We start from the raw sequence: 26,658 nt of genomic DNA, 5'->3' as shown, positions 1-26,658 counted from the left end.
ATTCGTCGGCAGCGTCAGATGTGTATAAGAGACAGGTTCGCAGTAGATCCACACCGGCCGTCGCGCGTCCTCGAGTGGGAGGATCGACAGGTGACGATGTCGGCCTCCCCCAGAGAACTCGCCGCCTATCGACCCCGCTGGTACCGCAATCCGCGAACACTCGACCTGGCCGCGGTCGCGGTCACACTCGTTGCCGCGGCGACCGAATTCAGTGTCCCCCTGGCCAACGGCACGAGCCTCTTCGGATATCTGCCCCTGACCGTCTCTCTCCTCGGCGTCCTCGTCTCCCGACGGTATCCCTGGACCGGCATCGTGATCGTCACCCTCACGCCGCTGCTCGCGGCCACGGTCGCCTGGGATCCGCTGATCACCTGGAACATTGCCGTGTTCACCGCCTTCTCCGTCACCCTGCGCGCACTTCCGGGCGTATGGGTCGGCCTGCTCGTGGGACCGACCCTGTATTTCGCCGCCGTGATGTACAACGGAATCGGTTTCGGCAGCCCGACCGCCTTCACCGCATTCGCGTTCGGCTTCATGGCCGCCGCCGCGGGAAGCGCGGTGCGCAGCCACGACCGCTATCGAAACGAGCTGGAACAGCGCACGCTCGACGCTCTCGCCGCGCGGGACACCGAGGCGAATGGCCGCGTCACCGAGGAACGCCTCCGGATCGCCCGCGACCTGCACGACGTGATCGGGCACGAGGTGGCCGTCCTCGGAATTCACCTGGGCGTCGCCGAAGTGAACCTGCCGAGCGACGCCGCCGTCGCCCGCGAATCCCTGCACTCGGCGCGCACGAGTGTCCAATCCGTCCTGCTCGAGACCCAGCGCATTCTGCACGTGCTGCGCTCCGACACCACCGAGGGCCGCGACTCCGGCGTCGGCTTGCGGCCGGCGCCGGACTTCTCCGGGATACCCGATCTCATCGAATCCTGCCGGAACGCCGGGGTCGATGTCCGGGCCGACCTCACCCAGGCACCCGCCGCGCTCGATCCCGAAGTGAGCACCGCTGCATTCCGGATTGTGCAGGAGGCCTTGACGAATTCCCAGCGCCACGGTTCGGGACCGGTCACGCTGAGTACGACCCTGTCCGGCGCCGTCCTCACGATCACGGTCTCCAATCCGAAGACCGTGCGCACCGCGAAGATCGCCTCCCCTGCGCGGACACGGACGGGGGCAGACCTGGCCCCGCGCCGCGGTTACGGTCTCGTCGGAATGCGGGAACGCGCCGCATCGGCCGGCGGCAAACTCGTGGTCGAGGACCGTGATGACCTCTTCCACGTCACCGCGACCCTCCGGGTCGACGGAGGCAGGATCCGATGATCCGGGTCATGATCGTGGACGACCAGGAGATGATCCGGGTCGGGCTGCGCGCCATCCTCGCCCCGGAGCCGGACATCGACGTCGTGGCGGATGCCGCCGACGGTTTCGAAGCGCTCCAGCAGATCGTCGGGCTGTCCGTCGACGTGGTTCTGATGGACATCCGCATGCCCGGAATCGATGGCGTCGAAGCCACCCGGCGCCTGCGCCTCGACTTTCCGCCCGAAGAACTGCGCATCATCATCCTGACCACGTTCGAAAACGACGAGAACGTCTTCGCAGCACTCCGGGCCGGCGCGAACGGCTTTCTCAGCAAGGGCATCGGACCGACCGAACTTGTGGCCGGGATCGTCGACGTCGCCTCCGGTGGCGGCGCTTTGTCCGCCGCCGCGACCGCGGCGCTCATCCACCACGTCGCCGAGGAACACCGCCCGGCTGTCGACGCGGCCATGGTCGATCGCTTCTCCGTGCTCACACCCCGCGAACGAGACGTCGTCATCGCCATCGCAACGGGGCGCGACAACGCCCAGATCGCATCCGACATGTTCGTCTCGCCATACACGGTCAAGACCCACGCCAACCGGGCGATGATGAAGCTCGGCGCCCGTGACCGCGCCCAGCTCGTCACCTTCGCCTACCGCGCCGGGCTCTCCGCGTAGCCGGCTCACTCCCACACCCGGTCTACTGCGCACGCAGTAGACCGGCCGATTCGCCTGGACGAGGTGGCCGAGCCGCCCCGCGGGAACGATAGGAAATGTCCCTGCCGCACGGCAGCATCCGCCTGGCCCAACCGGCCGACCGCGAATGCCCGGACGCCTCTCTTCGCGAGTCCTAGGAGCATCATGGCCACGTTTCTTTCCCTCATCGGGCGCTTCAGCGCCCGGCACAGACTGGTGGTGGTCGGCGCCTGGCTGCTGATCTTCGTCGGCCTCATCGGCACCCTGGTCGTTGCGAGCGGCCAGGGCTCCCCCGGAACGGCCTCCACGTCGATTCCGAGCACGCAGTCCTCCCAGGCGCTGGAGCGGATGAGCCAGGAATTCCCCGACCTGGGCACCAGCACGCCCTCCTCATTGCAGCTCGTCTTCCAGTCCGACACGGGGGCCGCCGTCACGGGTGCCGCCGCCACCGCTCAGATCGCCGGCGTCCTGGCCGATGCCGCGACCATCCCGGACATCGCGTCCGTCAGCGACCCTTTCGACGCGCAGAAGCCGTACATCTCCCAGGACGGGAGCACCGCCGTTGCGACGCTCAGCTTCGGCGACCTATCCGCCGACCAGCAGAAAGCCTCCTACGAGGCAGCCCTCAGCGTGCAAGCGGATGCCCCTGACGGCCTCCGGGTCGAGGTCGGCGGAAACCTGGTCCCGCTCGGCGCCCCGCCCGCGGGCATCGGTGAGGGCGTCGGAGTGATCGTCGCCTTCCTCGTCCTGATCCTCACCTTCGGGTCGCTCCTCGCGGCCGGGGTGAACCTCCTGATCGCCGTCTTCGGCGTCGGCGTCGGCCTCGTGGGCGTTCTCGCCTATGGGGCGCTGACCCCGATCGGCGACACGACCATCATCCTCGCGCCCATGCTCGGCCTCGCCGTCGGGATCGACTACAGCCTGTTCATCCTGACCCGGTTCCGCGCCGAGCTCCGTAGCGGCAGGAACGTCGAAGACTCCGTCGCCCGGGCAACGGGAACCGCCGGAGGCTCTGTGGTGTTCGCCGGCCTCACCGTCATCATCGCCCTGGTCGGCCTCCTCGTCGCGAACATCAGGTTCATCACGGAGATGGGCATCGCCGCCGCCTTCGCCATCCTCGTCTCCGTGCTGATGGCCTTGACCCTCCTCCCGGTCCTGATGCGCACCCTCGGACGCCGGGTTCTGCCGAAGAAGGAACGCACCCGCCGCTCGAACGCCTTCGGGACGCCATCCGATGGTTCGACGGACGCGCAGTCCCCCACTCGGAAGGGGTTCCTCCGGCGCTGGGGGACGTTCGTCGTCGCCCATCCGGTCCGGTCGCTGCTCGCCGGCGTTGTCGTGCTTGTCATTGTCGCCGCCCCCATCCTCAGCATGAAGACCGCATTCAGCATCCCCGGCGGCGCCGACCCGACCTCGACGCAGCGGACCGCGTACAACCTCATCATCGACGAATTCGGCGGGGTGCAAAGCCCGCTCGTCGTGCTCGCCGAAGCCGACGGCGATATCACCGCCCAGACCGCATCCGTCCAGGACGCACTCGCCAGCCTTCCCGGTGTCCAGATGGCCGTTCCCGGCCCGATCAGCGCCGACGGACACGTCGCACTCCTGACCGTGATCCCCGCAAAAGGCCCCATCGATCAGCAGACGAAGGACCTCGTCCAGCAGATCCGCACTGACGCCGACTCTGTGCCCGGAGTCCACCTCGAGGTGACCGGAGAGACCGCGATCGGCATCGACCAGGACCAGGCCCTCCAGGACGCGCTGATCCGGTATCTCATTGTCATCGTCGTCATCTCCCTGGTGCTCTTGATCGTCATGTTCCGGTCGCTGCTCATCCCGCTCATCGCCACCCTCGGCTACCTGCTCTCCGTCGGCGCCTCCTTCGGCGCGAGCGTCGCCGTCTTCCAGTGGGGCTGGCTCGATCCCCTGATCCCGGCGCCCCAGGGCGACCCGATGATGAGCATCCTGCCGATCCTGCTCGTCGGCGTGCTCTTCGGGCTCGCCATGGATTACCAGGTCTTCCTGGTGTCCCGGATCCAGGAGATGCACAACACGGGAATGTCGCCGAAGCAGGCGATCATCGAAGGCTTCTCCCGTTCGGGCCCGGTCCTGGTGGCTGCGGCAACCATCATGACCGTCGTCTTCGCGGGCTTTGCGACGAGCACCTTCCCGATCGCCGCATCCATCGCCTTCGGGCTCGTGGTCGGAGTGATGGCTGACGCCTTCATCGTGCGCCTCATCCTGATGCCCGCACTGATGTCCCTGCTCGGCAAGGCCGCGTGGTGGCTGCCGAAGTGGCTCGATCGCCTCCTCCCGAATCTTGACATGGAAGGCCATGCACTCGACGAGCGCCCCGATTCCCAGCCCGACAAGCGGGAAGCCGTACTCGTGACCGAGTAGCCATTGGTGGGGCCGGTGCATGCATCATGCACTGGCCCGCCCGGAGGCACGAATTATTTCTTGCCCTTCTTGTCGTCCACTATTCCGCCCAGCAGGCCGCCGATCGCGCCACCGAGCACCCCTCCGGCAGGACCCCCGAGGAGTGATCCGATGCCGGCTCCAATCCCCGCGAGGCTCGAGCCGTAGCTCACCCGGGCGATCGAGACCGTCGTCGATCCTTCGGGACTCACTGAGATCTCGAACGACCCGACGGCGGCCGACGCCACCACCAGCGCGACGGGGCTGGCCTTGCCGCCAGCCGCCAGCTTGCCGTAGATCTCCCGCGACTCGAAGAAGGCGCGTTGGGGGTCCGCCTTCCCCTCTCCGGCCTCGAACCCGAGCTTGTAGAGCCCAAGGAGCGTCTGCACCTCGTCATCGGTGATCAGCTCTGCGGCTTCCAGCCGATCCAGGATGGCTTTGTGATCACTGATCATGTCGCCCTTGTTGGCTTCCACAATGCGTCGCGCTTCCGCGCGCGCGGCGTGCATCAGCCCTGCGATATCGGTACCCAGGTACGTTGGAGCTTCCATCATGCGCCTCCTCTGAGAAATACTCATGTCAGTAAAGCACCGGAAGCGGTTGTCGGCTAAGGGGTTGGCAGAGATCCCGTCAGGGGTTAGCAGGGATGGGCCGGCGTTCCGGCTGCGGCTCTTCGATTCCCATCAGCGCCTGTGCGTCAAGTCGGCCAGGGCGCCCTCGACCTGGCTGACGAGGTTACGGCCGAGTCTCTGCCTCGGTGGGCACGATATCGAGCAGGACCTCGTTACGACGCAGGAACGAGGGCATGAACGGTGGATCGAAACGGGCGAAACGGGGCTCTCCCCACGCCGTGAATCCAGAGGCGGCTATCGCACCCCGGAGCAACTCCAGATGGCGCGCATACCCGGCCTCGTCCCACCGGCCGCGATACCTCACCGCAGCGGTGAGACTCCCCGGAATGCTCCTCAGCCGCACCTGCGGGCTGGTCGGTTGTGGAGCCGTCTCGATCGTGAGGCCCGTGGGGAGCACGAAGGCAACGCGGAACGCCCCCTTCTCGCCAGGATCACCTGGCTTTCCGCCGACGGCCTCCTGAACGACAGGAGCGGTCATCGCGATCTTCGTCGACGCCTCGGCCTGCACGACAGGCGCGGTCATCGCGACCTTCTGACGAACGGAATTCTCGCCGCTGATATAGGCGAACAGGTATCGGAATGCACGATTGCCGGCATCTTCGAATGGCCCTGTCGTGATGACCTCGGCGACGAGATGCTCCGGGTAGCGACGCAACTCGAAACCATCGTTATTGCCCACGACCGCATAGGGCTGTTGTTCGGTCATGCTCTCAAGCTACTCCGCGTTCAGGTCTAGCCAACGATGATGCTGGGTGTGACCTCACGAAGCTGGCAGACGGTGTCACGGATGCACTCAGCCCAGTCCTCGGAAGGCGTACCCGTGATCCATCTCTCGAAGCCGATCTTGAACACGGTCACACCCGTCTCGGCGGCAAGGGTCGCCGACGGCTCCGCAACCCCGCGCTCGCGCAGCGCCCCCGCGACGGATGCGCTCAGGGTCGAAAATTTCAGCAGTTCGCGCTCCTGGAGTGCGGGATTGGCCGAGATGATCGCGGCCCGCCGAATGGAGTGTGCACGGTCGAAGACCAGTCCGCCGACCTTGTTCATGGCCGCAATGACCACGTCGACCGGTCGCACATCTTCGGGCGTCTCGGCAATGGTCGCGAGGATGATGCGCTGGAGTTCCTGGGATCCCTGGAAGAGCACCTCCCGTTTGTCGGCGAAGTAACGGAAGAACGTGCGCTCGGTAACACCCGCTCGTTCCGCGATCTCAAGGGCCGTCGTCTGCTCGAAGCCGCGCTCCGAGTAGAGCTCCAGTGCGGCGCGCGCGAGCCGACCGTGCGCATCCGGTAGCCAGCGTCCCATGAGAGGCAGTCTACGATCTTTCGAGTTGATGTCGGTCGCTGACATTACGTACTACTCTGACGTCAGCAACTGACATCAGTAGCCGATGCCTGGCAACCGACCGGGCGCGCGTCTCGAAGGAGAAGTCACTCATGCGTATTTTCATCACCGGCGCTTCCGGCTGGATCGGCTCTGCCGTATCCCAGGAAATCATCGCTGCCGGACACGAGGTCGTCGGCCTGGCGCGAAACGACGAGTCGTTCGCGAAACTGCAGGCCGCCGGCGTCACTCCCCATCGCGGGAATCTCGACGATCTCGACAGCATGCGCGAGGCGGCGGCAGCAGCGGATGGCGTCATCCATCTGGCATACAAGCACGACTTTTCCGACATGGCGGGTGCCGGCGCGACCGAGCGAGCCACCATCGAGATGTTCGGGGACACCCTCGCCGGCTCGGATCGCCCGTTCCTGTTCGCGTCTGGTGTTGCGGGGCTCGCGCCTGGCAGGCTCGCAAGCGAGGACGACGCGGTTCCGTTCAGCGGGCCTGAGGCGCCGCGCGGGGGCGCAGAGGCGCTCGCGCTTTCCTATGCCGACCGCGGAATCCGCTCCGTCGCCCTCCGTTTCTCCCCGACAGTCCACGGTGAGGGCGACCACGGATTCATGCAGGTGATCTCAGGGATCGCCGGCGAAAAGGGTGTCTCCGGCTATGTCGGTGACGGTTCCAGCCGCTGGCCTGCCGTGAATCGTCTGGATGCAGCGAGGATGGTGGCACTCGCACTCGCGAAGGCGCCTGCCGGATCCCGCGTGCACGCCGTCGGCGAAGAGGGCATCTCGTCGCTCGAGATTGCCGCCGCAATCGGCGACGCTCGAGGCATCCCACTGGTGTCGATTCCCCCGGAAGATGCCGCCGCGCACTTCGGCTGGATCGGCATGTTCTTCGGCCTGGACGTTCCCACCTCGAGCGCCAGGACGCAGGACCTGCTCGGCTGGACACCGACGCACCCCGGCCTTGTCGACGATATCAAGTCCGGCTTCTACGGGTCGAGGCGTCCCGCCCAGTAGTCCCTTCGTTCGTCGGCACCTGATCGGTGAATGAACAGCAGGCAACATCGCCTCACTGAAGCGAAGCCCTTACCGGGGTTCGGCCGCTTCGATTCGCGGGGCTGCCCAGCTGGCCAGGAGTCGCAGACGCTCTGCGCTGGGTGAGCCGGGTTCCGCGGTGTAGATCATAAGAACGAATCCTGGGTCGGCGGTGATGATGAGCTCTTCATAGGCAAGAGTGAGCTCGCCGACGACGGGGTGATTGAAGCGTTTTGTGCCGGAGCCGTGGGTGCGGACGTCGTGGGCCCCCCAGAGCTGGCGGAATGTGTCGCTGCGGGTGGATAGTTCGCCGACGAGGTCCTGGAGGCCTTTGTCGTTGGGGTCGCGCCCTGCTTCGGCACGCATGATTGCGACGCACATTCCGGCGAAGAGATCCCAGTCCGGATAGAAGTCGCGTGATGCGGGGTCGAGGAATTGGAACCGGGCCAGGTTCGGTGTGCGCCCACCGTCGCCGATCAGTGGCGAGTAGAAGGCACGTCCGAGTTCGTTTGTGGCGAGAAGATCCTGGTGCTGGTCGCGCACGAATGCCACGCCGTCGGTGATCGTGCTGAGTACCCAGTGAAGACTGGGCCTGCTCACGGCGTTCTTTGTGGCGCGCCTGCGCGGACGTCCGGACAATGGGACGCCGTCTGCTGCGCGGGCGAGGTCGAAGAGGTGGGTCCGTTCCGTGTCGTCGAGGTTGAGTGCGCGGGCAAGGGCGTCGAGAACGGAGGAGGACGCCCCTCCGATCGCGCCACGTTCGAGCTTGGCGTAGTACTCGACACTGACGCCGGCGAGCGTTGCCACCTCGGTGCGACGGAGCCCCGCCACCCGCCGGTTTGCTCCGGCGGGAAGGCCCACCTGTTCCGGAGCAATTTTCGCGCGGCGGGACATGAGGAATTCGCGTACCTCGGAGTGATTGTCCATGTCGACGAGACTACGTCTCCGGCACTGGGCGCGGGGTGCCCTGCTGGTACACCCCTCGACAGAGACTCCCTCCCGGGGTGCACAGCGCGTTGACTGAGGCATATGCAACAACCGGCTGTTCACGGCGGGCCCGGTTTGGACCGTTGCGCACCCGTGGGCAGTAACGCATGCAACAGTCGGCGGTGAGGAGAATCTTGAACACGACCATCACGGTGCCACCACCGGCCGCTGTCGAGACGATGAAGCGTTTGCCTCTGGCAACCCTGGTTGCCTTGGCGGTCATCGGCTTCGTTCTCGTGGCGATGGAGACCATGCCGGCCGGCCTGCTTCCGGTCATCGCCGCCGGCATGGGGACCAGCGAAGGCACCGTCGGGCTGTTTGTGAGCGCATACGCCCTCGGCACGGTCATCATCACGATCCCGGCCATCACCCTGACCCGGGGAATGCGCCGAAAGCCCCTGCTCCTCGGAACGATCCTCGGTCTCATCCTCGCGAACAGCGTCACCGCACTCTCCAGCGACGTGGCTCTGTCCCTGCTGTCACGGTTCGCTGCGGGGGCATTCTCGGGAATCATCTGGGGGATGCTCGCGGCCTACGGTCGAAAGATCAGCCCGCCGTCCCGCGCAGGGCTGTCCCTGGCGATCGTCTCCGGCGGGGCACCGGTCGGATTCGCCCTCGGTACACCCCTCGGATCCTGGCTTGGAACGACATTCGACTGGAGGTGGGCATTTGGCGGCCTCACCGCAGTGGCCATCATCGCCGGTGCGCTCATCGCCGCGATCGCCCCCGACGTCCACGGACAGCCGGGAAGCTCACGACTGCCCTTGGTCCGGGTGTTCCGAATCCCCGGCATCGCCATCATTCTGTCCGTCATCTTCACCTGGATGTTGGCGCACAACACGATCTACACCTATCTCTCCCCGTACCTCAGGGCGACCAGCAGCAGCCTCACCGTCGACGTTCAGCTTTTCATCTTCGGAGTCGCCTCGATCGGCGGCATCGTCATCACCGGGGCGCTGCTGGACCGCTATCCGAGACCGCTGCTGCACGGCAGCGCGGCGCTGTTCATCATGGCCGGTGTTGTCCTCCTCATCGGGCACACCTCGACCGCGGCGATCGTCGTCGCGACTGTTCTGTGGGGAATCGCGTTCGGCGGGGTATCCGCCCAGGTCCAAGCCGCTCTCACCACAACGGGAGGCAACGACTCGGATATCGCCAACTCGTTCCTGCCGGTGGCGTTCAACCTCGCCATCTTCACCGCCGGCATTCTCGGCGCCGCCCTACTGACAGTCTTCGACGGCCTCGTCCTCACCGTCGTGATGATCGTGTTCGGCCTCACCGCGCTCCTGCTCACCGTCTACGGACGTCGCACCGCTTTCCCCGTCCGCCTCTAGCAACCATTTCCCACAATTTCTCAACCATTCGACCAATCGACAGCAACACATCTGGAGATAGCAATGAAAGCGATATACATGTTCGGTGCTGGCGACGTTCGTCTCGTCGACGCCCCCGACCCCGTCGTGCACGACACCACCGACGCCGTCGTCCGAATCGTTCGGGCCTGCGTGTGCGGTTCCGACCTGCACCCGTTCCACAGCATGCCGAGCACCCCGGGTGGGGTGTCCATGGGGCACGAATTCATCGGCGTCGTCGAGGAAGTCGGATCCGACGTCCGCACCCTCGCGCCCGGCGACCTTGTCATCTCTCCGTTCGCCTTCTCCGACGGAACGTGCGAATTCTGCCGCGAAGGCCTCTACACCTCCTGCATCCACGGCGGATTCTGGGACATGCCCGGCATAGGCGGCGCCCAGGCCGAAGGCATCCGGGTCCCCTTCGCCGATGGGACCCTCGTGAAAGTCCCCGGCATCGACGAGAAGTCCCCGCTGCTCACCTCGCTGCTGACCCTGTCCGACGTCTACGGCACCGGGTGGCACGCAGCCAGCCGCGCCGGTGTCACCGCCGGAGACACTGTCGCGGTCATCGGTGACGGAGCGGTCGGCCTGATGGCGGTCCTCTCAGCCAAGCAGCTCGGCGCCGAGCGCATCATCCTGATGGGGCGCCACCAGGCGCGCACCGACCTCGGGCGGGAATTCGGCGCAACCGACGTCGTCGCAGAACGCGGCGACGAAGGCATCAACAAGGTCCGCGAACTCACCGGCGGTCACGGCGTCCGGAAGGTGCTCGAAGCGGTCGGGCATCTGCCCGCCTACGAACAGGCCTACCGCATCGTCCGGCCCGGCGGAGTCATCAGCCGCGTCGGCGTTCCCCAGTATGAGGACGCACCGATCGGGTTCGGCAGCCTCTTCGGCGCCAATATCACCCTGACCGGCGGCCCGGCTCCTGTGCGGGCCTACATCGAACGGCTGATGCCGGCGATCCTCGACGGCACCGTCAACCCCGGAAGGGTCTTCGACCGTACCGTCACCCTCGACGCCGTCCCCGAGGCGTACCGTGCCATGGACGACCGCGAAGCCCTCAAGGTCATGATCGCCTTCTGAACGACACACTCCTGCCGCTCCCCGCACCATCGACCACCCCTGAAAGGAACACCATGACCAGCCAACGCACGCAGGTCGGAGGAGGCCGGAACCTGTTCGGCGACTTCGCTCCGAAACTCGCCGAACTCACCGACGACGTCCTCTTCGCCGACGTCTGGAACCGCCCCGAACTCTCCGCCCGCGACCGCAGCCTGATCACCGTGGCCGTACTCACGGCCGGCGGGAACACCGACCAGTTGACCTTCCACCTCGATCACGCCGTCAAGAACGGCGTAACCCAGATCGAACTCATCGAAGCCATCACGCACGTCACGCTCTACGCCGGCTGGCCCCGGGGCATGGCCGCAATGGGCGTCGCCAAGCAGTATTTCTCCAAGGACGAGTAAGGAACATCATGATCATCGAACCTGCAGTACCGACCACGCTCAACCCGGCCGCCCAGTTCGCCGGTGAAGTCTGGCTCGACCCGATCGCACTGCCCCACGAGGCCGACCAGCGCATGGTCGTCGTGACGGTGCGGTTCGCTCCAGGAGCCCGCACCGCCTGGCACTCCCACGAACTGGGCCAGTACGTCCGCGTCACGCAGGGCGTCGCCCGTTTCGGAGCGCGAGACGGCTCGATCATCGAGGTCCACCCCGGCCAGACGCTCTACACCCCGCCAGGCGAACAGCACTGGCACGCGGCAGCCCCCGGCGTCTTCATGGAGCACATCGCCATGGTTCAGTCGGGCGACGACCCGGCCAAAACCACCACCTGGCTTGAGCACATCACCGATGACGAGTACAACGGCAGCTAAAGGCCGTCTGCCGACAATTCCGTGCGCGAGTTCCTGACGCTGCGACGCCGGGCATTCGGGGAGCCGCAGCCGCCACGTGGGGTTCCGGTGCGACGGAAGTGGGTGCGGCCGGGTTCGTGAGTTCTGCACCAGACCGGCCGCCTTGGCGAAGCTGGTGCGGGCGCCGGTGGCATAGCCCAAGGCACCACGCAGGTAACGTCCCCGGGCACCAATCGAGTCAGTCCATCCGATGACGCTGGCTCAGCTTCGAGAATCACCCGGTGCCGGCACGAGGCCTGGGCCGACAGCCGGAAATCGGCGCGGTGAACCGCTCGGGCGACGATCACCGCTCGCTAAACTGGACTCGAGTCCACGACCTTTTTGGAGGGACTTTGAATACCGAACAAGCAGCAAGGATGAACACCGGAGTCGGCTTCGTCGCAGCACTTGACCAAAGCGGCGGCAGCACGAGTGGCGCTCTGAAGCTCTATGGCATCGACCCGGCCTCGTACGGCAGCGATGAGCAGATGTTCGACCTGATGCATCAGATGCGTGCCCGTGTAATGACGGCCGCAAGCTTCACCTCCGACCGCATCCTCGCGACGATCCTCTTCGAGCAGACCATGGACCGCACCATTGACGGCCAGTTGACGGGTGAGTACCTCACCGCCCGAGGTATCGTGCCAATCGTCAAGGTCGATCAGGGCCTGGCCGCTGAGGAGGACGGCGTCCAGTTGATGAGGCCCCTCACCAAGCTGGAACCCCTCCTCACCCGTGCCGTTGAACGCACGATGTTCGGCACGAAGATGCGTTCCGTGATCAAGTCAGCCAACCCCGCCGGAATCCAGGCGATCGTCGACCAACAGTTTGCCGTCGCCGCGCAGGTTCTTTCCCATGGCCTGGTGCCGATCTTGGAACCCGAAGTCGACATACATGCCCCTGACAAGGCCGAAGCCGAAAACCTGCTCAAAGCCGACGTGTTGGCGGCCCTCGACCGGCTCCCCACCGACCAGCCTGTGATCGTCAAGCTGTCGATCCCGACGGTACCCGACTTCTACACCGACCTGATCGAGCATCCGCTGGTATTGCGGGTGGTAGCACTCTCCGGTGGCTACAGCCAAAGTGAGGCCTGCCGATTGCTGGCCGAGAACCACGGTTTGAGCGCCAGTTTCAGCCGGGCGCTGCTCGAGGGCCTTACCGTCCAGCAATCGGACGCAGCCTTCAACGCAATGCTGGCCACCTCCATCGAGCGGATCTACACGGCGTCCACGACCTGACCCCCGGCATTCCCAAGCTGCGGGGTGCGTGATATACGTAGCTCATGACCACTGGAAGCAAAGACGAACCGTGGATTCTGTCCACCCCGCCGGGTACGAGCCAGTACACGATGTACCGCGACGAGTCGAGCACACCACCGAGCCTGGTCTGCCAGGTCGGATCAACAAAGCTCAGCTACGACGCCCGAGCCGTTGAGGACCTGCACACCTGGCTCACGGAGCATGGTGATTGGGTACCGCTGGGTGCCGCGGACGAGAAGAAAGTCCCGGCTGAGGGGAGTGTCGAGGCGTGGGGCCGGTCCGAGTCCAACCCGCTCGGCGGCTGGTACGGGCTCCGGAACGGATACCGCGGGCGATTCGGCATGTATCTTCCGCCGTTGCTCGAAGCGCTCGGACTCGCCGAACTCACCCACGACCCCCGCAACAACAGCATGCGCGCACGCTAGAAGTCCCTCCCTGCGGTCCCGTATGACAACGGGCCGTCGGATCCACAGGACGGCAGCTTCCCTGCGACATTCTGGTGAGGCTAGGTTCCGGACGCAAGTGCACGCGCAATGATCGCCGCGATGACGTCGGTCTTGGCTTCGGCGTATGCATTCATGTCGTCGAAACCCTCACCCAACAACGCGCTCTTGGTCGCTTCATATAGGGACCGGTCGTCAGCATCCGCACGAAGACGGTTGCGGAAGAGGAGGTACCTATCGATAGCCGAATCGCCTCTTTGCAGGATGTGGATGTGCACATCGCGTGCCGAGGTTCGCACCAGGCGATGGCCGGGCTCACGAACGCGCAACTCGTATCCCACGGATAAGAGAGGTCCGAGATAGTCCTCCTCCACCGTGATATCGCCGACCGTGACCAGGATGTCGATAATCGGCTTGGCCGCCAGCCCGGGTACCGAGGTCGATCCGATGTGTTCAACCTCGACTTCCGTCGTTCCGAGCGCCTTCCGCAGACGATTCTGGTGGGCAAGGAAGATAACGGGCCAGCTGTCGTCATAGGCAACGAGTTCCAGCTCGCGCTTCTCAGATCCGCCGACAAGCTCGACCGCTACAACGTCTGGTCGACGCGATACGAAGTCCTTGGTCATGCGATCATCCTCGCATCGGTTTTGCCCGGTAGCGCTCAGACGCCCGCGAGCCAGAGGTCGGGTCCGAAGATCTCGTAGTGGATGCGATTGGCAGGGACCCCTGCAGCCAGCGCCTGCGAGCGCAGGCTGCGCATAAACGGGAGCGGCCCGCACAGGTAGACCGAGGCGTTGTCGGGAATGGTCACATTCTCGAGAGACATGAAACCCTCGTGGTGACCGGCGCTCGGGATTTCCAGCCACAGCTCCAGCTCGGCGGCCTCGAGCAGGGCGATGTCCTCGCTCATCTGGTCGCGCAGCGCCCAGCGTTCCAGGTTGCTTTCGGCGTGCAGGACGAGCACTTCGCGCTTCGAGGCACCGTCCACCAGCGAGCGCAGGATGGACGCGCTTGGCGTGCAGCCGATACCAGCCGAGGCCAGGACGAGCGGGCCGTCGCCGCGGTCCAGGGTGATGTCCCCGCAGGGCACAGAGAGGATCAGCGTGTCGCCGACCTGCACGTCGCGGTGCAGGGCTGGGGAGACCTCGCCGTTCGCATCTAGCTTGGTGGTGAAGACGCGGGTCGTGGCCGTGCCGGCTGACAAGGAGTATTGCCGCACCTGATGGATGCCGTCGGGCATCCGCACGGTGACGCTCACGTACTGGCCGGGCAATGCGGGCGAGACCGGGGTGTCATCGGCCGGTTCGAGGGTGAACGTGACGGCGTCGGTACCGGCCGTTTCCTTCTTCACGACGACCCAGGGCGCGAGGGGCTTGTCGCTTGCGAGGCCGGAGTAAAGTCCGCTCTCCATCTTGATCAGGGCGTGGGCCATCAGCCAGTAGACCTCGGTCCAGGCACCGGCGATCTCCGTTGTGATGACGTCGCTGAGCTCGTCGGCGATGGCTTCGAAGAGGTATTTGTAGACAATGTCGTACTGCTCGGGCCGGATGTCGAGGGAGACGTGCTTGTGCGCGATGCGGGAGAGCATGGCCTCGGGAGTGGTCTCGGGATTCTGAACCAGGTGCGTCGCGAACACTGCGATGCTGCCGGCGAGTGCCTGCTGCTGGGAGCCGTTCTTCTGATTCGAGCGGCTGAACAGGCCGTCGAAGAGCTCGGGGTGGGCGGTGAGCATGCGGCCGTAGAAATTCCTGGCGATTTCGGGCATGCGCTCGCCTACGAGGGGCAACGTCGCTTCGATCAGGGGCAGAGACTGGGCAGAGAGCATGTTGACTCCAAACATTTAGGTATTTAAATCAAAACTATCATTTTAATTTCGTACACGCGGATTCTGCGACGTGCAGGACGTTCCGAGCGCAGTGAAGCGCCTCAAAGGACGACTCCGGCCAGAGAGGAAACCCGGCTCATGCTCAGAACCAGCCCGCGCCAGTAGCTCAGCGAAGTGACCGCAGGTAGCGTCTACGCGCGATCCGCTGGGCGATGAGCAATAGTGGGTAGAGGGCTCGCCAAGGCTGCTGTGGCGCAGGTCGCGTGAGCGAGCGCACGGTGAGACGCACCTCGTCGCCACGTCGGTGCACGATGAACGCCTCTTCACCACTGACCGGGTGCCCAGGCAGGGTTCGGTATGCAAAGCCGACCCGGTCGGACTCCTTGACGACCTCAACGACCTCCACGGGCTCGACAACGGTCACAGTGAGCACACGTGCGGTGACGATGACATGGTCCCCCTGTGACACCGGTCCGGTCGAGTCGACCGCAAACCCGCTCGCTGTTTTCACCCGCCACCGGAGGACGTCCCTGGTGGCGCGCTCCCAGATGGCGTCACCATGCCCCACGAGCGCCGACACTTCGGAGCGCCGGTACCCACGGTCGCTCGCCGGCCATTCACCACGTTCCGGACTGGTCATGCGTCACCTCGTTCGCTGCGTCGAGAGCATTCTCGACCGAAGCCGCGTAGGTCAGCTGCATTTGTCCGGGGCGTCATTGAAGAGAGCCACCCAGTCGCAGATCGCGCCAGCCGAAGCCGTCCGAATCGGGCAGCGCGTCGCGGATTTGTGCGTCGTTGAAGGGGAGATGGGGACGGAGATCATCGGGTAGCTCGGCAGCGGGCAGAGCAGCATCCGTGACGCCTTCGGCCAGCATCCGCGCTTGGGCTTTCGCCAGAAGCGGCACCGTCAGCGTGCGTCTCAGACCAGGATCCTCCAGACCGCTCAACCGCGTGCTGCCATAGACCCACGCCGCGTATGCCCAGTCGTCCAACCCTCCGACGAGGACGTCGTCCTTGGGCGAGCGGTTATGCATTCCGTTGGACTCCAGACTCAATAGACGCTCCGGGTAGGCGCAGCGTTACATCAATCCAGCCGTTGTGGCCGGGTGGCACTCATCGCGTTCATCTATTGCGTGAGCCGGCGGATTGCCCAGAGAACTGTGCCGACCAGAGCCGCACCGAGCGCGGCCACCACTCCAAGATTCAGGAGCGGCGCGAACGCCATGAGCAGCGACGGCAGCACGCAACCGGCCGGTGAAGTGCACGGCTGGTTCGCGATGCCTTGGAGCACCGACATCGCTGTGATGATGAGTCCGCAGGCGAGCCACAGCTTGACGAGGTCACCCAGTGTCACACGCTCTCGACGCTTACGTCGTGCCGGGGAGCGGGGCGGAGTCGCGCGACTGCGGGCGGGAGTGCGATTCAGAGCGCGGTTGGGAGCACCGGTCGTGGGTCGAGTGGTTGTTCGAGTCGCCGCGGTCTTGGCTTGGGAGGGGACCTGAGCGGCAACGCTGAGCGTCCCGACCTGAAGAACGAGTCGCTCGAATCGTGGCATCACCCGCAGGGTGTCGGCCGCGCGCGGGTCCACGTGCCAGGTTTCCGGCTCTTCGGCTGCGAACTCGATCAAGGCCAATTCGCTGTCGCTCAATTGCTGAGGCCGGGCCACGAGCCAGGAGACAAGGTTCTTCGCATCCACAACAGCGACCAGGCCCGCGGCGGGGGTGCGCTTGTCATTGATCGACCTCGCACCGAGAATGGCCAAGACGGAAATGACCGGCACGGGGAACCCGACTTTTGTCGTCAACCGTCGGCCCACATCCATCGCGTCACTCTGCGCCTGCTTCACATGGCGGGTGTTGACGTTGTTGACTCGAAGCACGAAGTCGCCCACCCAAATGGATGCGCCGGCGTGGTGTTTCGTGTTGATCGCGAACACTCCCCCTGGCCCGATGACGAGGTGATCCACATCCTTGGTGCCGGCACCGATCGGCACCGCATGCCGCACAAACCACTTCGGACCTAGCGCAGCAAGAAGCAAGCCGACCTCGATCTCGCCGAGAGCGCCCACGTACCAGGACCGGGCATCCGCGTGAAGCGTCACTCCGTCGGAGGACCGCAGGGAAGGATCGAGAGCCTCAGCGTCAGCCTGGACCTGCAGGCATTTCGCCGCCACCGAATAGCCAGCTCCGCGCGAGGACAGCGCCTGAATGCCCGCAAAGTCAACGCGCCCACCCACATCGTCAGACATTGGCACCCGTACCCCCGAGGCCTGACGCTACCCGCATGCGACGAGCAGCCGCTTGCCCCAATGCGGGGCCGAGCAGCCATGTTTACGCCAGGACCGTCTACCCTTCCGTCAGGATGCGATGCGGTTGACCGCAGACTCATCGCGTGATTGCATCGGGCCCGATCGTTCGTTCTTGGCCGTTCGCATCCAGGACGCGGACGTCCAGGGGCATGCGATTGCGGCGGCGTAGTCGTCCGGTCAGTACGCTATGAACGCCGCGGGTCACCAGGGCCACCTTCGTCAGGCTGCGAAACTCGGCAGCGTCCGACGGTTGCACCCTGTTGGCCCAGCAACCGGGCCACAGGGAAACCAAGGCCGCGAGTGGAACCCGTGACGACCGCCACGCGCCCGCGAAGGGCACCCTGCTGGGCATCCATGCCTCTCCTCACGCCGCAAGCCTCACGCCGCTACCGCAGGAGAAGTGCCGAGAGGGCATTAGTCCCACGTTTGACGCGACGGTTACTGACCCGGTCGCGTCCATGATGGCACGGTTGCGGTTCGCGCGTTCGGACCGACCCTGCTGCGGAGTCGATCGTGGAGATGGCTGGCGCAGCACGGAGTCCGTCGGCACGTCTTGATGAACCCAAGTCGACCTGACCCGCTACCTCAGCATCAGCGGTTTCCTCGTCACCGAGCTGACTCGCCACCGATACACCCGGCAGATAGTCGGAATCTGGCACCAAGCCTGACGTTGATACTCCCGATGCAGACCCCGAACAGCGGGGACTCTGTCGATGACACGCTGGGCGCTTACTCGATCGCGTCAGCGACGGAGGTCCTCAGCGCGGGCACTAGGTCAGTCTCGAACCAGGGATTGCGCGCTTGCCACCGGAAGTTGAGCGGTGACGGGTGCACCACGGGAAACACATCGGGCAGGTACTCTCGGAACGCTCGGACAGTCTCGGTGAGGTTGCGCTTGCCACGGCCGACGAGATACTGGTCCTGCGCGTACTTGCCGACGAGCAATGTCAAACGAATCCCAGACAGCTGGCCGACGATGAGCGGATGCCACCGCGGTGCAAAGTCTTTTCGTGGCGGCAAGTCGCCGCTGGTTCCTTTGCCCGGGTAGTAGAAGTCCATCGGGAGGATCGCGAACAGCGCGGGATCTCGGAATTGATCCTCCGTCACACCCAGCCACAGCATCAGCTTCGCGCCGCTCGCGTCGTCCCAGGGGATTCCGGAGGCTTCCGCCTTCTGTCCGGGCGCCTGACCGATGATCACAATCCGAGCGGCAGGGTCCGCGACGAACAGGGCCCCCACGCCTCGCTTCGCCCAGGCAGCGTTCGAGGGATCGGTGTCAATGGCCTGCCGGATCTCGTCGAGGGTCACGTGTCCCTCCTGAGCCGACTCGCCAAGCTCGAGAACGGTTGCAGCATTCTGCAGACAGTAGCAGTTGTGAAAGTGCGGCGCCGAGATCGTGAAATCGTCAAATTTTGATGCGAATAGTTCCCCGGTAAGCGCCCTTGTCATCGTCGCCGGGCAAGGGGGCCGGCGCGGGCAAGATCGACTGGCGGTCCATCTCTACCTGCGCTTCGTAACGTGTCGGATTGAATGCCTCATCGGCGATTGTCATCGATCCGCCTCGACGCCTCTGATTCCAGGAGAAGTCGACCCACCCCTTGCGCTGCCCGACAATGGCTACAACAGTGATCACGGTGATGACACCTGCAACGATTATCCAGTTCACCCTTCAAATCTAGTTTGATTACATTCCGAGGTGGCGAGTCTCTTGGGGCCCCTTCCCGGAGCTGTTGCGGTCAGGCCAAGTCCTTGAAGCTGTCCTCGCCGGGGCGCCAGACCGTCCACGCTTCGTCGTGGAATCCCCTGAGCTCGGCGATCTCAACGTAGACGTCTTCTTTCTCAGGGTGGATCACGATCGCGCCCGTGTCGAGGTCAATGCGGATACCTGCCCCGGAGGATTCGCGACGTCAACGTGCCAGGGGTCAATCAGCGTAGAGAATCTGCGTAGCCACGGTCCTGCTGCGGCAGATGCGAACGGCTTCTAGAAGAAGTCGAAAACGAAGCGGCCAAGCGCCCGCAGAGATCGGCCAAGACTGCGCACCCACCCGATACCGCGACGTCTCGATTCTGCCCAAGTGGCGCCGGCCACCATCACTGCGGCAACCAATGCGACGAGCAGCGCGACCTCGACAATCGGGCCGGGCAGACGGACTACACCATCAAGGGCGATGACGATTCCGGCTGCGAAAAGAACTACAAGCCCGAGGACGGTCGTCCACAACGGCCAACGGGACCTTGGTCGGTGTTCCTCGGGCGGCAGCACAGGCCAGACGCTAGCACGCGAACTCCCATTCCATGCAAGCATGACACTCATGCGTGACGCCGACTGCCCGGCATCTAGAGCGGCGTACGTCACGCGTTTGAAGGAGGGCTGCCAATTCCGAGCTCCCACGGGCCCGCACCCGACCAGAACAAGTTGAATGAGCACGACTGCCCCAGCGTCGAGCCCTGCTTCGCCTTGCCCACCAAATCAACTGTCATCAGCTTCGGGGAGATATCGGAGTCACTGCTCATTTCTCGTCCAACCGGAGAGATCTTGGAACACTGTTCGAAAACGACACCCGCACTCTCGGCAGTGTATGCCGACGGTGCAGACGCGAAGAGATCCTCGAGCGCCTGCTGGTCCCCGGCGTCAATGGCCGCGATCACCTGCTGACGAAGCTCTCTTGCCGATCCGTCAGGGGGCAAGGACATCGTGGGCTCATCGAATGCGGTGCACCCGGAAAGCACCAATCCTGCGAACGTTACAACGAAGCACAGGAGCAAACGCTGGGGGTGACCGCGATCCATTCTGGACGATATCGGCATTAGATTTCGCGAACTGACCGGGCGTCGTCGATTCCGTGGTCAAGCGTCCTGCCGGCTGCCAACTCGTTGACTTTGTTATTCGAACTCATCTCGACACGCGGCCACGCAACACGCCCAGAATTCAGTACGGCCGAGTTAGAGAGGGATCGTTGCATCGCGCTCTTCGTCTTCCCCATGGGTTTGATCATTGCAGCCCCCGCGGGCATTGCCCAGAAGTGCGCAGACTCACTGCGGTGCAAGGCTGTCGACCCGGCCCAAACCATTTCCTTTTGGGTACACACGTAGGTACACGCATCGACCTGGACAGAAACGGCGGATACCAACGGTCCAAGTCACCGGAAACGCCGATAAGGCCCGGTTCGGCGTGAAAAAGTGTGCCCCTGGAGGGATTCGAACCCCCAACCGTTTCCTTAGGACACAACCGAAAATGCTATCTTTTTCGCCAAGATTACAGTTTTGATCAGGGATAATAAGTAGCGATGTGGTCCTGGTGTACACAGCGGTGTACACATACAGACTGATCGACAACGCACGCCTCGCGCGCAGCAGTAGCCCCGACGGTCCAAGCACATACGACAAAGCCGATTAGTGCTCTTCCTTCGTTCTCGCCGCGATGGTGAAGACAACGGCGAGGTAGGCAATCACAGCCACGGGGACCACCGTCGAGACGATCGGCATCAGAGCCGGGCTGGGTGCGATCCAGTAGAGAACAAGTGCGACTACGGATAGGACCCCGATGACGATGCCAATTGCCGCGTACACGGGTGTCCTGATGACTCGCCGCGCTTGGCGTCCCAGTGTTTCACTGTCTTTCACTATTGCCTCCTATGCATAGCAGTTGATGATCACGGGATGGGCGGAGCCACCAATGGCTAGCATCCGGAATCCCACGCACTGTCCCGTGTTCTTGGCCTGTACTGCGGCGACCCAGAAAGCAGCGCTATACACACCGCATGCGAAGCCGATAATGGGGTTGAGAAGGGCGGCGCCACCGCACAGCACGGCGCCCGCCCCGACGGCGGTCTCACTGGCCGTTTGCGTTTCGGTCTTAGTGAATTCAAGCGTGCACCAAACGAAGTCACACTGCACTCTCGGATCAGCGACGACAGGAAAAGCCGTGGAACTGGATGGCGCGACAGATTGGATGAGCGTGTTTCCATCGATCGTGTACGACGTTTCGACGGGGCTGCCTTGAGCGTCCTTCGCCCATGCCGAGCCGATCACGTTCACAGCAATTCCGTTTTGATCCGAAACCAGAATCCGGCCGTCGATTTCGGAGAGTACTGCTGGCTTGTCGTTCGCAGTGATCTGGAATCGGTAGTCCGTTGGGGCGTTCTTGTTGTGGAGGACGATGTAGCCAGCATTGGCTTGTGCTCCTCCTGACTGACTCGTAAGGGCATACGAAGAATCAGGCCCAGCGAGAATTGTTACCTTCGAGTCCGCGGATAGTGCACCTGACAAGGTCGAAACCGGGGCGATTTCAACCGTGCCCGTCTTCGATCGCACCTGGAGACGCTCGGCAGTCAGAACGGTTGTACCGGGGTCCGCTACCGTGGCACGCGCAGCACCCGAGCCGAGGGTATTTGACAGTAGTCCGAGACTATTCAGGGCGTCGGTCACGGCATCTGAGTTCGGGGCCGCTGACGCGGGTGCCGCCGAGATCCCCCCGACAATGACTGCGCCGATAACAGCGCTGGCGAGAATGTTCTTGAATTTCATCTCTGGTTCCCCCATCTACATGTGTCCACGCCTACCTGACGCGAGCACGCGTCACCCCAAAACGTGAATCACTTCTGTTCAATGGAACCGCACAACCGCCGCGCCAGCAAGTCGGCGGATATGCCGACTTGAATGTCTAAGCGCCACCCGATATGGTCACGATCAGGAATTTCAGAATGTCTGCCCCGACTACTGAAGGAGCCAACGGCGGACTACCAACGGTGGCACAATGCACATCAACCAGCGTCCCAACCCTTGGGAGCGCGTGCATCAGGCTTCCAAACCCGAGCTGAGGCATCAGATGACGGCGCTAGCGGATTTCATCGAGGCTGACATCGATCACCGCGCCGAAGACGCCCGAGCCCTTCAACGATGGGTCAGCGCTACAGGCCCGCGGCGAATCCACTCGTTGGCCAAGCGAACGTGTCAAAAGGCACCCTGAGAGGGTATCCGCGATTTCACACCGACATTAGTTGAAACCATCGCCGTCACCGCGCATATCGCTGGAAGGCCGGCAGTTCAGCGCAGTGAACGCAGGTAGCGTTTGCGCACGATCCGTTGTGCAATAAGCATCAACGGGCAGAGGACTCGCCAGGGCTACGTGGCGCGGGGCTTTTTGGTATACACAGCGGTGTACACATGGGCAGCAGAAGAAATGGCGGATATCGGCTACAGAACTGACCGAAAATGCCGATTAGGCGTGTTCTGGTGAGGAATAGTGTGCCCCTGGAGGGATTCGAACCCCCAACCGTTTCCTTAGGACACAACCGAAAGTAGCTTGACTTTCGACAGAAATAGTCATTTGATCAGGATATAAGAATCCCGAATTCGTCCAGGTGCACACAGAAGTACACACATAGCGGTTACTCGATCAAAGACTGCGGTCACATCTGTCCGCTTGAGTGGATGGCCGGACAATCCGGTGGATGCCCCATGACAACCCCACTGACCGCAGCAACCACTCCAAGATTTAGGAGCGGCTCGACCTGCCCGAGGATCGGCGTCGGCTTGGTCCGCTGACCGCTGACCGCTGACCGCTGACCGCTGATGGTGACCAAGCTATGGGGTATGTCAAGTCAACCAACCGCCGTCAGTCCCGGCCGAATATGGATTCCATCGTGTCGCAACTTGAGGCGAGCGTCATAGCATACTGCGGAAGGGCACTTAGATCGTCTCGACAGCGAACCCGAACCACTGCAGCGCAGCACACGCAATCCCAAAGACCCCGGCTGATGCGTCGGATGCCGGTGATATCGAGTTCCGATACACCCCGATAGTCATCGGCGACACGAGCATCTCCGAGTCGATCGTGTAGATCTGATCATAAACAGCCACCTGCAACCCGGTTCGACCGAGCAACTCCAGAGATGAACCTGAATCGTCTCGGACAGAAGTGGGTGACATCTTTCGAAACGCCATGGCCATGCTCCTATATCCGAAGAGTGAATTGGCCGCAGCTCTTCTTCAAGCGCGTGGTCATGCCCCGGCTAGGTCTGGTGAACAAGCTGCTCTCTCAGATCGCAGCTGTAGTTCATCGGAATTCTGACGGCGACCGTCTTCAAGCGAGGCGCCGGGGTAGAGACTACCCAATGCCTTGACAGAACTACGAATGAGACCGATCGTCGACTACGGCAAGCATCATCCCCTCGGGGGGTTGGTCGATATCGTATGTTGACCGCTCTTCAAGCCGTTCGCTTCTGTTGGCGGTCATCCACGGCGGAGTCGTCTGAACGATCATAAGTTCCGGGTAGCGTTCGACAATCTCCTCACGTGATCGCGCCCACAAGTATCCCCAGAGTCCACCCGTGCCGTAGTCATACGCGACTAAATATCTAGATTTACGTTTCCCGCTCATCGCAGACCAGCCCTCCTCAATGAAACTCCAGGCACATCACCTGCAGCGACGACGGCAGCCTCTGAAACGACGCCCGATTCACCGTAGTGCGGATCGACCCGAATGATTATTGCGCTCGGCACGGCGAGGCTCCCGCACCTCGTCCCGACGGAGCAGCTCATTCGCGCTGTCAGTCGATCACCCCCCAGCCGACGTCTCGACCGTACCAAATCGTGAATCGCACGCCAGAGGCAAAAAGAGCGTTAACCTCAGGCGCCCAAGGCGTTATGCGCACTTTCACTGGCGGAACCCCCGGGTGCAACGCCTCGCCAGATTCTGATTCGATCGTGGCGCCCACTTGTGCTTCACCTCCACCTTCTTTGGCCAGAGGAAACTTGAGGACCAACGATCTCGTCCCCGATGGGAGAGATGAGACGATCCCACCGGCATCCGACGAAAACAGGGAGATCCGCGCTTGCGCACTCATCAAGCGCCTCCTTCTCCACCTCACCTGACCTCGCATGCGTCACATTACCGATCATCACCTCGATCCAAGGCCAAACGGATCAGAAGAACACCATTCCTATCGAGGCTGACTAAACCACACAACAAAAATCCAGAAACTCCGCACCGGCCCAGTCGAGCAGGGCTGACGTCGCGGCCGAAAGACCGGAAGCCGCCAACCTAGGCCGAGTTAGGCGCATACGCATTATCCATCTTTCGAGACGACGCGATCAGAGATCGTCGTGCTACTCGCTCAGTTGCAGAGCCAGCGCCTTGAGAACATCGGAAATCCAAAGAAGCGAATAGGGAATTGCATCACCGTCTTCAAGCATCGTGTTAGTCAGCCACTGCAATGACTCACTTACTTGACCGATTGTGAGGTCGTGAGGCGGCGACTCCACGTGATATATCTGATCGTCGGGGATCGACCAGAAATAGTCATTCGAGAGCTCAACCTCAGCGAATCCGGATTGCCGAAGAACTTCGAGTACGCGCGTGAAGACACGCTCAAGTTCGTCTAATTTTACGATGGTCGGCTTTGCCATTCTTCTCCAAGGAGTTGTCGGATTTGGCGGCTGAAAGTAGCAATCTCCTTTTCAAGATGCCTAATACGGCCTTCAATAGTACGCTGTCGAATTTCCGACGATCCAGCTTCGCGCTGGCCTGAACGGGTGCTGCCGAGGTGGACGGTGAGAACTAGCTCGGCTGCAACGAAACTGGCTGCACTGATGGTGATTTCCTTCATGCGGCTCCCCCGTGGGCCGTCCCAACGGCACGGCCTCAATTTATCCCAGCCACGGATATCCGGCACACGGCAGTCGCTGCAGGTGCTGTCCCTTCCAGCTTTGGATCGTTGGATAGTCGGCCACCACGCGCGTCCACGTCCCCCTATTCCATGCACGACGGACCGGGTGGGCGGGAGTCGAGGCCACACTGAGCAAGTGCTGGAAAACAAGGAACGTCGCCTCGTATCCATCGCCGAGGAAATCGTGCGATCCCTGCCACACGGTGACACGCACACGGTGGCCGCCGCCGCCATGGACAATCGGGGCAACGTACACACGGGTGTGAACGTCTTCCACTTCACCGGTGGCCCTTGTGCGGAGGTCGTCACGATCGCAGCCGCCGCGCAAGCACTGGCCGGCCCACTGGTCACGATCGTCGCAGTCGGTGACCGTGACCGCGGCGTCATCTCCCCCTGCGGACGTTGCCGACAAATCCTGCTGGACCTTCATCCCGACGTGGCCGTCATCGTTCCCCTCAAGGATGGCGAATTGGCAGCGCGAACCGTACGCGACCTGTTGCCCCTCAGCTACTCCCTACCCGAGGCCGCAGAGGCGGACTGACACACTGCCCTCATGGCCGGGGACATCCTGATACTCGAATTCAAAGATCCGCGGGTGCAGCAGCTCATGCAGGCGGGCTACTTAGTAGTCGGCTAATCGTGGGGCGCCCGCCTGTGTCTGAGAGACCCACCCGACCTCTCTGCATTCACTGGGGCAATCGTCGCGGCACGGGAACGAGCGTTCATCATCCAGGAGCTCGACGCCAGCTGGGCGCCAAAGGTCACGGCACTCGAGGCCCTGAACCAGGCCGACTACCCCGACACACCAGCGACAGCAGTGCCGGACCGGGACGAATCCGACATGCTCGAACTCTGGAAGTCCGGCCACCGATTCTTTGGTGCCAGCAAGGCCGGGCAGCTTGTAGCCGTCAGCCTCATCGGCGCGACCCTGGTGCGCGCGGAAACGGAATTCCCGTCCGACGACCCTTCCTTCAGACGGATAGGGCTCGCCGTTGCCGTCAACGCCGCGTCGATCAATGCACTGGCCGCCGACGGAATCAGGATCTTCGGCACAGGCGGCGCTCAGTCCAACGCCGGCAGCATCCGCATGAACGAACACCTCGGATACGTCATCGAAGAACGATGGCTGAGCCTCGCTCCGCCGCAGTAGTACGAAGAATCGGGGAGGCGCAAACCATTCCCTATTTGGTACACACATGGGTACACACATAGGCACGACGGGAAACGGTCAATATCGACCGTCTAGGTAACCAAAACGCCGATTAAGCCCGTTTCGACCCGAAAAAATGTGCCCCTGGAGGGATTCGAACCCCCAACCGTTTCCTTAGGACACAATCGAAAGCGACATTACTTTAGGCACAAAAATGCTTTTGATCGGGATATAAGAATCCCGAAATCTCCTAGGTACACACAGAAGTACACACATAGCCGTTGCGCGACGAAAACCTCCGGTTGAAACAGGGTCCTATCGCTTGAAGCGGGGACAAGCCGGAAAATCATTCCAATG

General features: G+C 63.1%; 28 protein-coding genes. 12 read left to right on the top strand and 16 right to left on the bottom strand.

The genetic code is table 11. The features are described from left to right. The first annotated feature begins 96 nt into the window (after positions 1-96). From QN345_RS00410 to QN345_RS00400, 3 genes are all read left to right on the top strand, one after another. Positions 97-1,320 (top strand): sensor histidine kinase, encoded by a 1,224-nt coding sequence (locus tag QN345_RS00410; protein WP_134445787.1) that lies wholly within the window; start codon positions 97-99, stop codon positions 1,318-1,320. An 8-nt stretch (positions 1,321-1,328) separates the two neighbouring features. Next, on the top strand, positions 1,329-1,976 hold the full coding sequence (locus QN345_RS00405; protein ID WP_241975321.1) for a response regulator transcription factor: 648 nt from the start codon (positions 1,329-1,331) through the stop codon (positions 1,974-1,976). A 183-nt stretch (positions 1,977-2,159) separates the two neighbouring features. Next, complete coding sequence (locus QN345_RS00400; protein WP_322140959.1) at positions 2,160-4,394, top strand: MMPL family transporter; 2,235 nt, start codon at positions 2,160-2,162, stop codon at positions 4,392-4,394. Between the two features lie 53 nt (positions 4,395-4,447). On the opposite strand, the gene QN345_RS00395 is transcribed toward QN345_RS00400, so the two are convergent. The 3 genes from QN345_RS00395 to QN345_RS00385 all read right to left on the bottom strand — a co-directional run bounded on the left by QN345_RS00395 (position 4,448) and on the right by QN345_RS00385 (position 6,349). Continuing rightward, positions 4,448-4,966, bottom strand: coding sequence for a hypothetical protein (locus tag QN345_RS00395; protein ID WP_134558821.1), 519 nt, complete (start codon positions 4,964-4,966; stop codon positions 4,448-4,450). Positions 4,967-5,147: 181 nt separating this feature from the next. Next, positions 5,148-5,750, bottom strand: a complete 603-nt coding sequence (locus tag QN345_RS00390; protein WP_134445772.1) for an SOUL family heme-binding protein — start codon at positions 5,748-5,750, stop codon at positions 5,148-5,150. 26 nt (positions 5,751-5,776) lie between these two features. Beyond that, the gene (locus QN345_RS00385) at positions 5,777-6,349 is read right to left on the bottom strand and encodes a TetR family transcriptional regulator (RefSeq protein WP_134445773.1); all 573 of its coding nucleotides are present in this window, start codon (positions 6,347-6,349) and stop codon (positions 5,777-5,779) included. Between the two features lie 131 nt (positions 6,350-6,480). Here QN345_RS00385 and QN345_RS00380 point away from each other — a divergent pair, with 131 nt between their 5' ends. Next, positions 6,481-7,389 carry an SDR family oxidoreductase gene (locus tag QN345_RS00380; protein ID WP_322135205.1) on the top strand — a complete coding sequence of 303 codons (909 nt, stop codon included), beginning with the start codon at positions 6,481-6,483 and terminating at the stop codon, positions 7,387-7,389. Between the two features lie 69 nt (positions 7,390-7,458). On the opposite strand, the gene QN345_RS00375 is transcribed toward QN345_RS00380, so the two are convergent. Then, a complete protein-coding gene (locus tag QN345_RS00375; RefSeq protein WP_322135204.1) occupies positions 7,459-8,334 on the bottom strand; it encodes a helix-turn-helix transcriptional regulator in 876 nt (291 codons plus the stop codon). Between the two features lie 194 nt (positions 8,335-8,528). Between QN345_RS00375 and QN345_RS00370 the strand changes: the two genes are divergently transcribed. The 6 genes from QN345_RS00370 to QN345_RS00345 all read left to right on the top strand — a co-directional run bounded on the left by QN345_RS00370 (position 8,529) and on the right by QN345_RS00345 (position 13,330). Beyond that, the gene (locus tag QN345_RS00370; protein WP_322135203.1) at positions 8,529-9,728 is read left to right on the top strand and encodes an MFS transporter; all 1,200 of its coding nucleotides are present in this window, start codon (positions 8,529-8,531) and stop codon (positions 9,726-9,728) included. 63 nt (positions 9,729-9,791) lie between these two features. Further along, the gene (locus tag QN345_RS00365) at positions 9,792-10,832 is read left to right on the top strand and encodes a zinc-binding dehydrogenase (protein ID WP_134558825.1); all 1,041 of its coding nucleotides are present in this window, start codon (positions 9,792-9,794) and stop codon (positions 10,830-10,832) included. A 53-nt stretch (positions 10,833-10,885) separates the two neighbouring features. Continuing rightward, complete coding sequence (locus tag QN345_RS00360) at positions 10,886-11,218, top strand: carboxymuconolactone decarboxylase family protein (protein ID WP_322135202.1); 333 nt, start codon at positions 10,886-10,888, stop codon at positions 11,216-11,218. An 8-nt stretch (positions 11,219-11,226) separates the two neighbouring features. Continuing rightward, on the top strand, positions 11,227-11,628 hold the full coding sequence (locus QN345_RS00355; RefSeq protein ID WP_134445778.1) for a cupin domain-containing protein: 402 nt from the start codon (positions 11,227-11,229) through the stop codon (positions 11,626-11,628). A gap of 371 nt (positions 11,629-11,999) precedes the next feature. Beyond that, a complete protein-coding gene (locus QN345_RS00350; RefSeq protein ID WP_369125150.1) occupies positions 12,000-12,884 on the top strand; it encodes a fructose bisphosphate aldolase in 885 nt (294 codons plus the stop codon). A gap of 44 nt (positions 12,885-12,928) precedes the next feature. After that, positions 12,929-13,330 (top strand): DUF6855 family protein, encoded by a 402-nt coding sequence (locus QN345_RS00345; protein ID WP_134445779.1) that lies wholly within the window; start codon positions 12,929-12,931, stop codon positions 13,328-13,330. A gap of 80 nt (positions 13,331-13,410) precedes the next feature. On the opposite strand, the gene QN345_RS00340 is transcribed toward QN345_RS00345, so the two are convergent. The 12 genes from QN345_RS00340 to QN345_RS00285 all read right to left on the bottom strand — a co-directional run bounded on the left by QN345_RS00340 (position 13,411) and on the right by QN345_RS00285 (position 25,091). After that, entirely contained in the window at positions 13,411-13,974 is a 564-nt protein-coding gene (locus QN345_RS00340) for a GrpB family protein (RefSeq protein WP_322135200.1), read from the bottom strand. 35 nt (positions 13,975-14,009) lie between these two features. Then, the gene (locus QN345_RS00335) at positions 14,010-15,173 is read right to left on the bottom strand and encodes a globin domain-containing protein (RefSeq protein ID WP_134445781.1); all 1,164 of its coding nucleotides are present in this window, start codon (positions 15,171-15,173) and stop codon (positions 14,010-14,012) included. A gap of 166 nt (positions 15,174-15,339) precedes the next feature. Further along, on the bottom strand, positions 15,340-15,813 hold the full coding sequence (locus QN345_RS00330; protein ID WP_134561588.1) for a DUF1990 family protein: 474 nt from the start codon (positions 15,811-15,813) through the stop codon (positions 15,340-15,342). 73 nt (positions 15,814-15,886) lie between these two features. After that, entirely contained in the window at positions 15,887-16,228 is a 342-nt protein-coding gene (locus tag QN345_RS00325) for a hypothetical protein (protein WP_134564464.1), read from the bottom strand. 71 nt (positions 16,229-16,299) lie between these two features. Next, positions 16,300-17,346 carry a nuclease-related domain-containing protein gene (locus QN345_RS00320; protein ID WP_323508279.1) on the bottom strand — a complete coding sequence of 349 codons (1,047 nt, stop codon included), beginning with the start codon at positions 17,344-17,346 and terminating at the stop codon, positions 16,300-16,302. Between the two features lie 864 nt (positions 17,347-18,210). Beyond that, positions 18,211-18,789, bottom strand: coding sequence for a uracil-DNA glycosylase family protein (locus QN345_RS00315; RefSeq protein WP_322135198.1), 579 nt, complete (start codon positions 18,787-18,789; stop codon positions 18,211-18,213). Positions 18,790-18,886: 97 nt separating this feature from the next. Continuing rightward, complete coding sequence (locus tag QN345_RS00310) at positions 18,887-19,147, bottom strand: hypothetical protein (protein WP_134450068.1); 261 nt, start codon at positions 19,145-19,147, stop codon at positions 18,887-18,889. 686 nt (positions 19,148-19,833) lie between these two features. Further along, entirely contained in the window at positions 19,834-20,175 is a 342-nt protein-coding gene (locus QN345_RS00305; protein WP_322135195.1) for a hypothetical protein, read from the bottom strand. 699 nt (positions 20,176-20,874) lie between these two features. Next, positions 20,875-21,051 (bottom strand): hypothetical protein, encoded by a 177-nt coding sequence (locus QN345_RS00300; protein WP_323508278.1) that lies wholly within the window; start codon positions 21,049-21,051, stop codon positions 20,875-20,877. 63 nt (positions 21,052-21,114) lie between these two features. Beyond that, on the bottom strand, positions 21,115-22,008 hold the full coding sequence (locus QN345_RS00295; protein WP_322140961.1) for a hypothetical protein: 894 nt from the start codon (positions 22,006-22,008) through the stop codon (positions 21,115-21,117). A gap of 2,583 nt (positions 22,009-24,591) precedes the next feature. Next, a complete protein-coding gene (locus QN345_RS00290; RefSeq protein WP_322135192.1) occupies positions 24,592-24,891 on the bottom strand; it encodes a hypothetical protein in 300 nt (99 codons plus the stop codon). Then, positions 24,870-25,091: a hypothetical protein gene (locus tag QN345_RS00285; protein ID WP_322135191.1), complete on the bottom strand. Its 222-nt coding sequence runs from the start codon at positions 25,089-25,091 to the stop codon at positions 24,870-24,872. Before QN345_RS00285 ends, QN345_RS00290 begins: the two co-directional genes overlap by 22 nt. Positions 25,092-25,287: 196 nt before the next feature. Between QN345_RS00285 and QN345_RS00280 the strand changes: the two genes are divergently transcribed. After that, positions 25,288-25,692, top strand: a complete 405-nt coding sequence (locus QN345_RS00280) for a cytidine deaminase (protein WP_322135190.1) — start codon at positions 25,288-25,290, stop codon at positions 25,690-25,692. Positions 25,693-25,992: 300 nt separating this feature from the next. Next, a complete protein-coding gene (locus tag QN345_RS00275) occupies positions 25,993-26,301 on the top strand; it encodes a hypothetical protein (RefSeq protein ID WP_322135189.1) in 309 nt (102 codons plus the stop codon). The last annotated feature ends 357 nt before the right edge of the window (positions 26,302-26,658 follow it).

This window comes from Cryobacterium sp. 10I1 (assembly GCF_035019805.1).
In the GTDB taxonomy this organism is placed as follows: Bacteria; Actinomycetota; Actinomycetes; order Actinomycetales; family Microbacteriaceae; genus Cryobacterium; species Cryobacterium glucosi.
The sequence above is the reverse complement of the archived record's forward strand: the minus strand, read 5'-3'. Positions and strand labels throughout refer to the sequence as shown.

Coding starts and splice junctions, on each gene's coding strand:
- QN345_RS00410 (WP_134445787.1), top strand. CDS start 97: ATGTCGGCCTCCCCCAGAGAACTCGCCGCCTATCGACCCCGCTGGTAC.
- QN345_RS00405 (WP_241975321.1), top strand. CDS start 1,329: ATGATCGTGGACGACCAGGAGATGATCCGGGTCGGGCTGCGCGCCATC.
- QN345_RS00400 (WP_322140959.1), top strand. CDS start 2,160: ATGGCCACGTTTCTTTCCCTCATCGGGCGCTTCAGCGCCCGGCACAGA.
- QN345_RS00395 (WP_134558821.1), bottom strand. CDS start 4,966: ATGATGGAAGCTCCAACGTACCTGGGTACCGATATCGCAGGGCTGATG.
- QN345_RS00390 (WP_134445772.1), bottom strand. CDS start 5,750: ATGACCGAACAACAGCCCTATGCGGTCGTGGGCAATAACGATGGTTTC.
- QN345_RS00385 (WP_134445773.1), bottom strand. CDS start 6,349: ATGGGACGCTGGCTACCGGATGCGCACGGTCGGCTCGCGCGCGCCGCA.
- QN345_RS00380 (WP_322135205.1), top strand. CDS start 6,481: ATGCGTATTTTCATCACCGGCGCTTCCGGCTGGATCGGCTCTGCCGTA.
- QN345_RS00375 (WP_322135204.1), bottom strand. CDS start 8,334: ATGGACAATCACTCCGAGGTACGCGAATTCCTCATGTCCCGCCGCGCG.
- QN345_RS00365 (WP_134558825.1), top strand. CDS start 9,792: ATGAAAGCGATATACATGTTCGGTGCTGGCGACGTTCGTCTCGTCGAC.
- QN345_RS00360 (WP_322135202.1), top strand. CDS start 10,886: ATGACCAGCCAACGCACGCAGGTCGGAGGAGGCCGGAACCTGTTCGGC.
- QN345_RS00355 (WP_134445778.1), top strand. CDS start 11,227: ATGATCATCGAACCTGCAGTACCGACCACGCTCAACCCGGCCGCCCAG.
- QN345_RS00345 (WP_134445779.1), top strand. CDS start 12,929: ATGACCACTGGAAGCAAAGACGAACCGTGGATTCTGTCCACCCCGCCG.
- QN345_RS00340 (WP_322135200.1), bottom strand. CDS start 13,974: ATGACCAAGGACTTCGTATCGCGTCGACCAGACGTTGTAGCGGTCGAG.
- QN345_RS00335 (WP_134445781.1), bottom strand. CDS start 15,173: ATGCTCTCTGCCCAGTCTCTGCCCCTGATCGAAGCGACGTTGCCCCTC.
- QN345_RS00330 (WP_134561588.1), bottom strand. CDS start 15,813: ATGACCAGTCCGGAACGTGGTGAATGGCCGGCGAGCGACCGTGGGTAC.
- QN345_RS00305 (WP_322135195.1), bottom strand. CDS start 20,175: ATGTCCTTGCCCCCTGACGGATCGGCAAGAGAGCTTCGTCAGCAGGTG.
- QN345_RS00295 (WP_322140961.1), bottom strand. CDS start 22,008: ATGAAATTCAAGAACATTCTCGCCAGCGCTGTTATCGGCGCAGTCATT.
- QN345_RS00290 (WP_322135192.1), bottom strand. CDS start 24,891: ATGGCAAAGCCGACCATCGTAAAATTAGACGAACTTGAGCGTGTCTTC.
- QN345_RS00285 (WP_322135191.1), bottom strand. CDS start 25,091: ATGAAGGAAATCACCATCAGTGCAGCCAGTTTCGTTGCAGCCGAGCTA.
- QN345_RS00275 (WP_322135189.1), top strand. CDS start 25,993: ATGCTCGAACTCTGGAAGTCCGGCCACCGATTCTTTGGTGCCAGCAAG.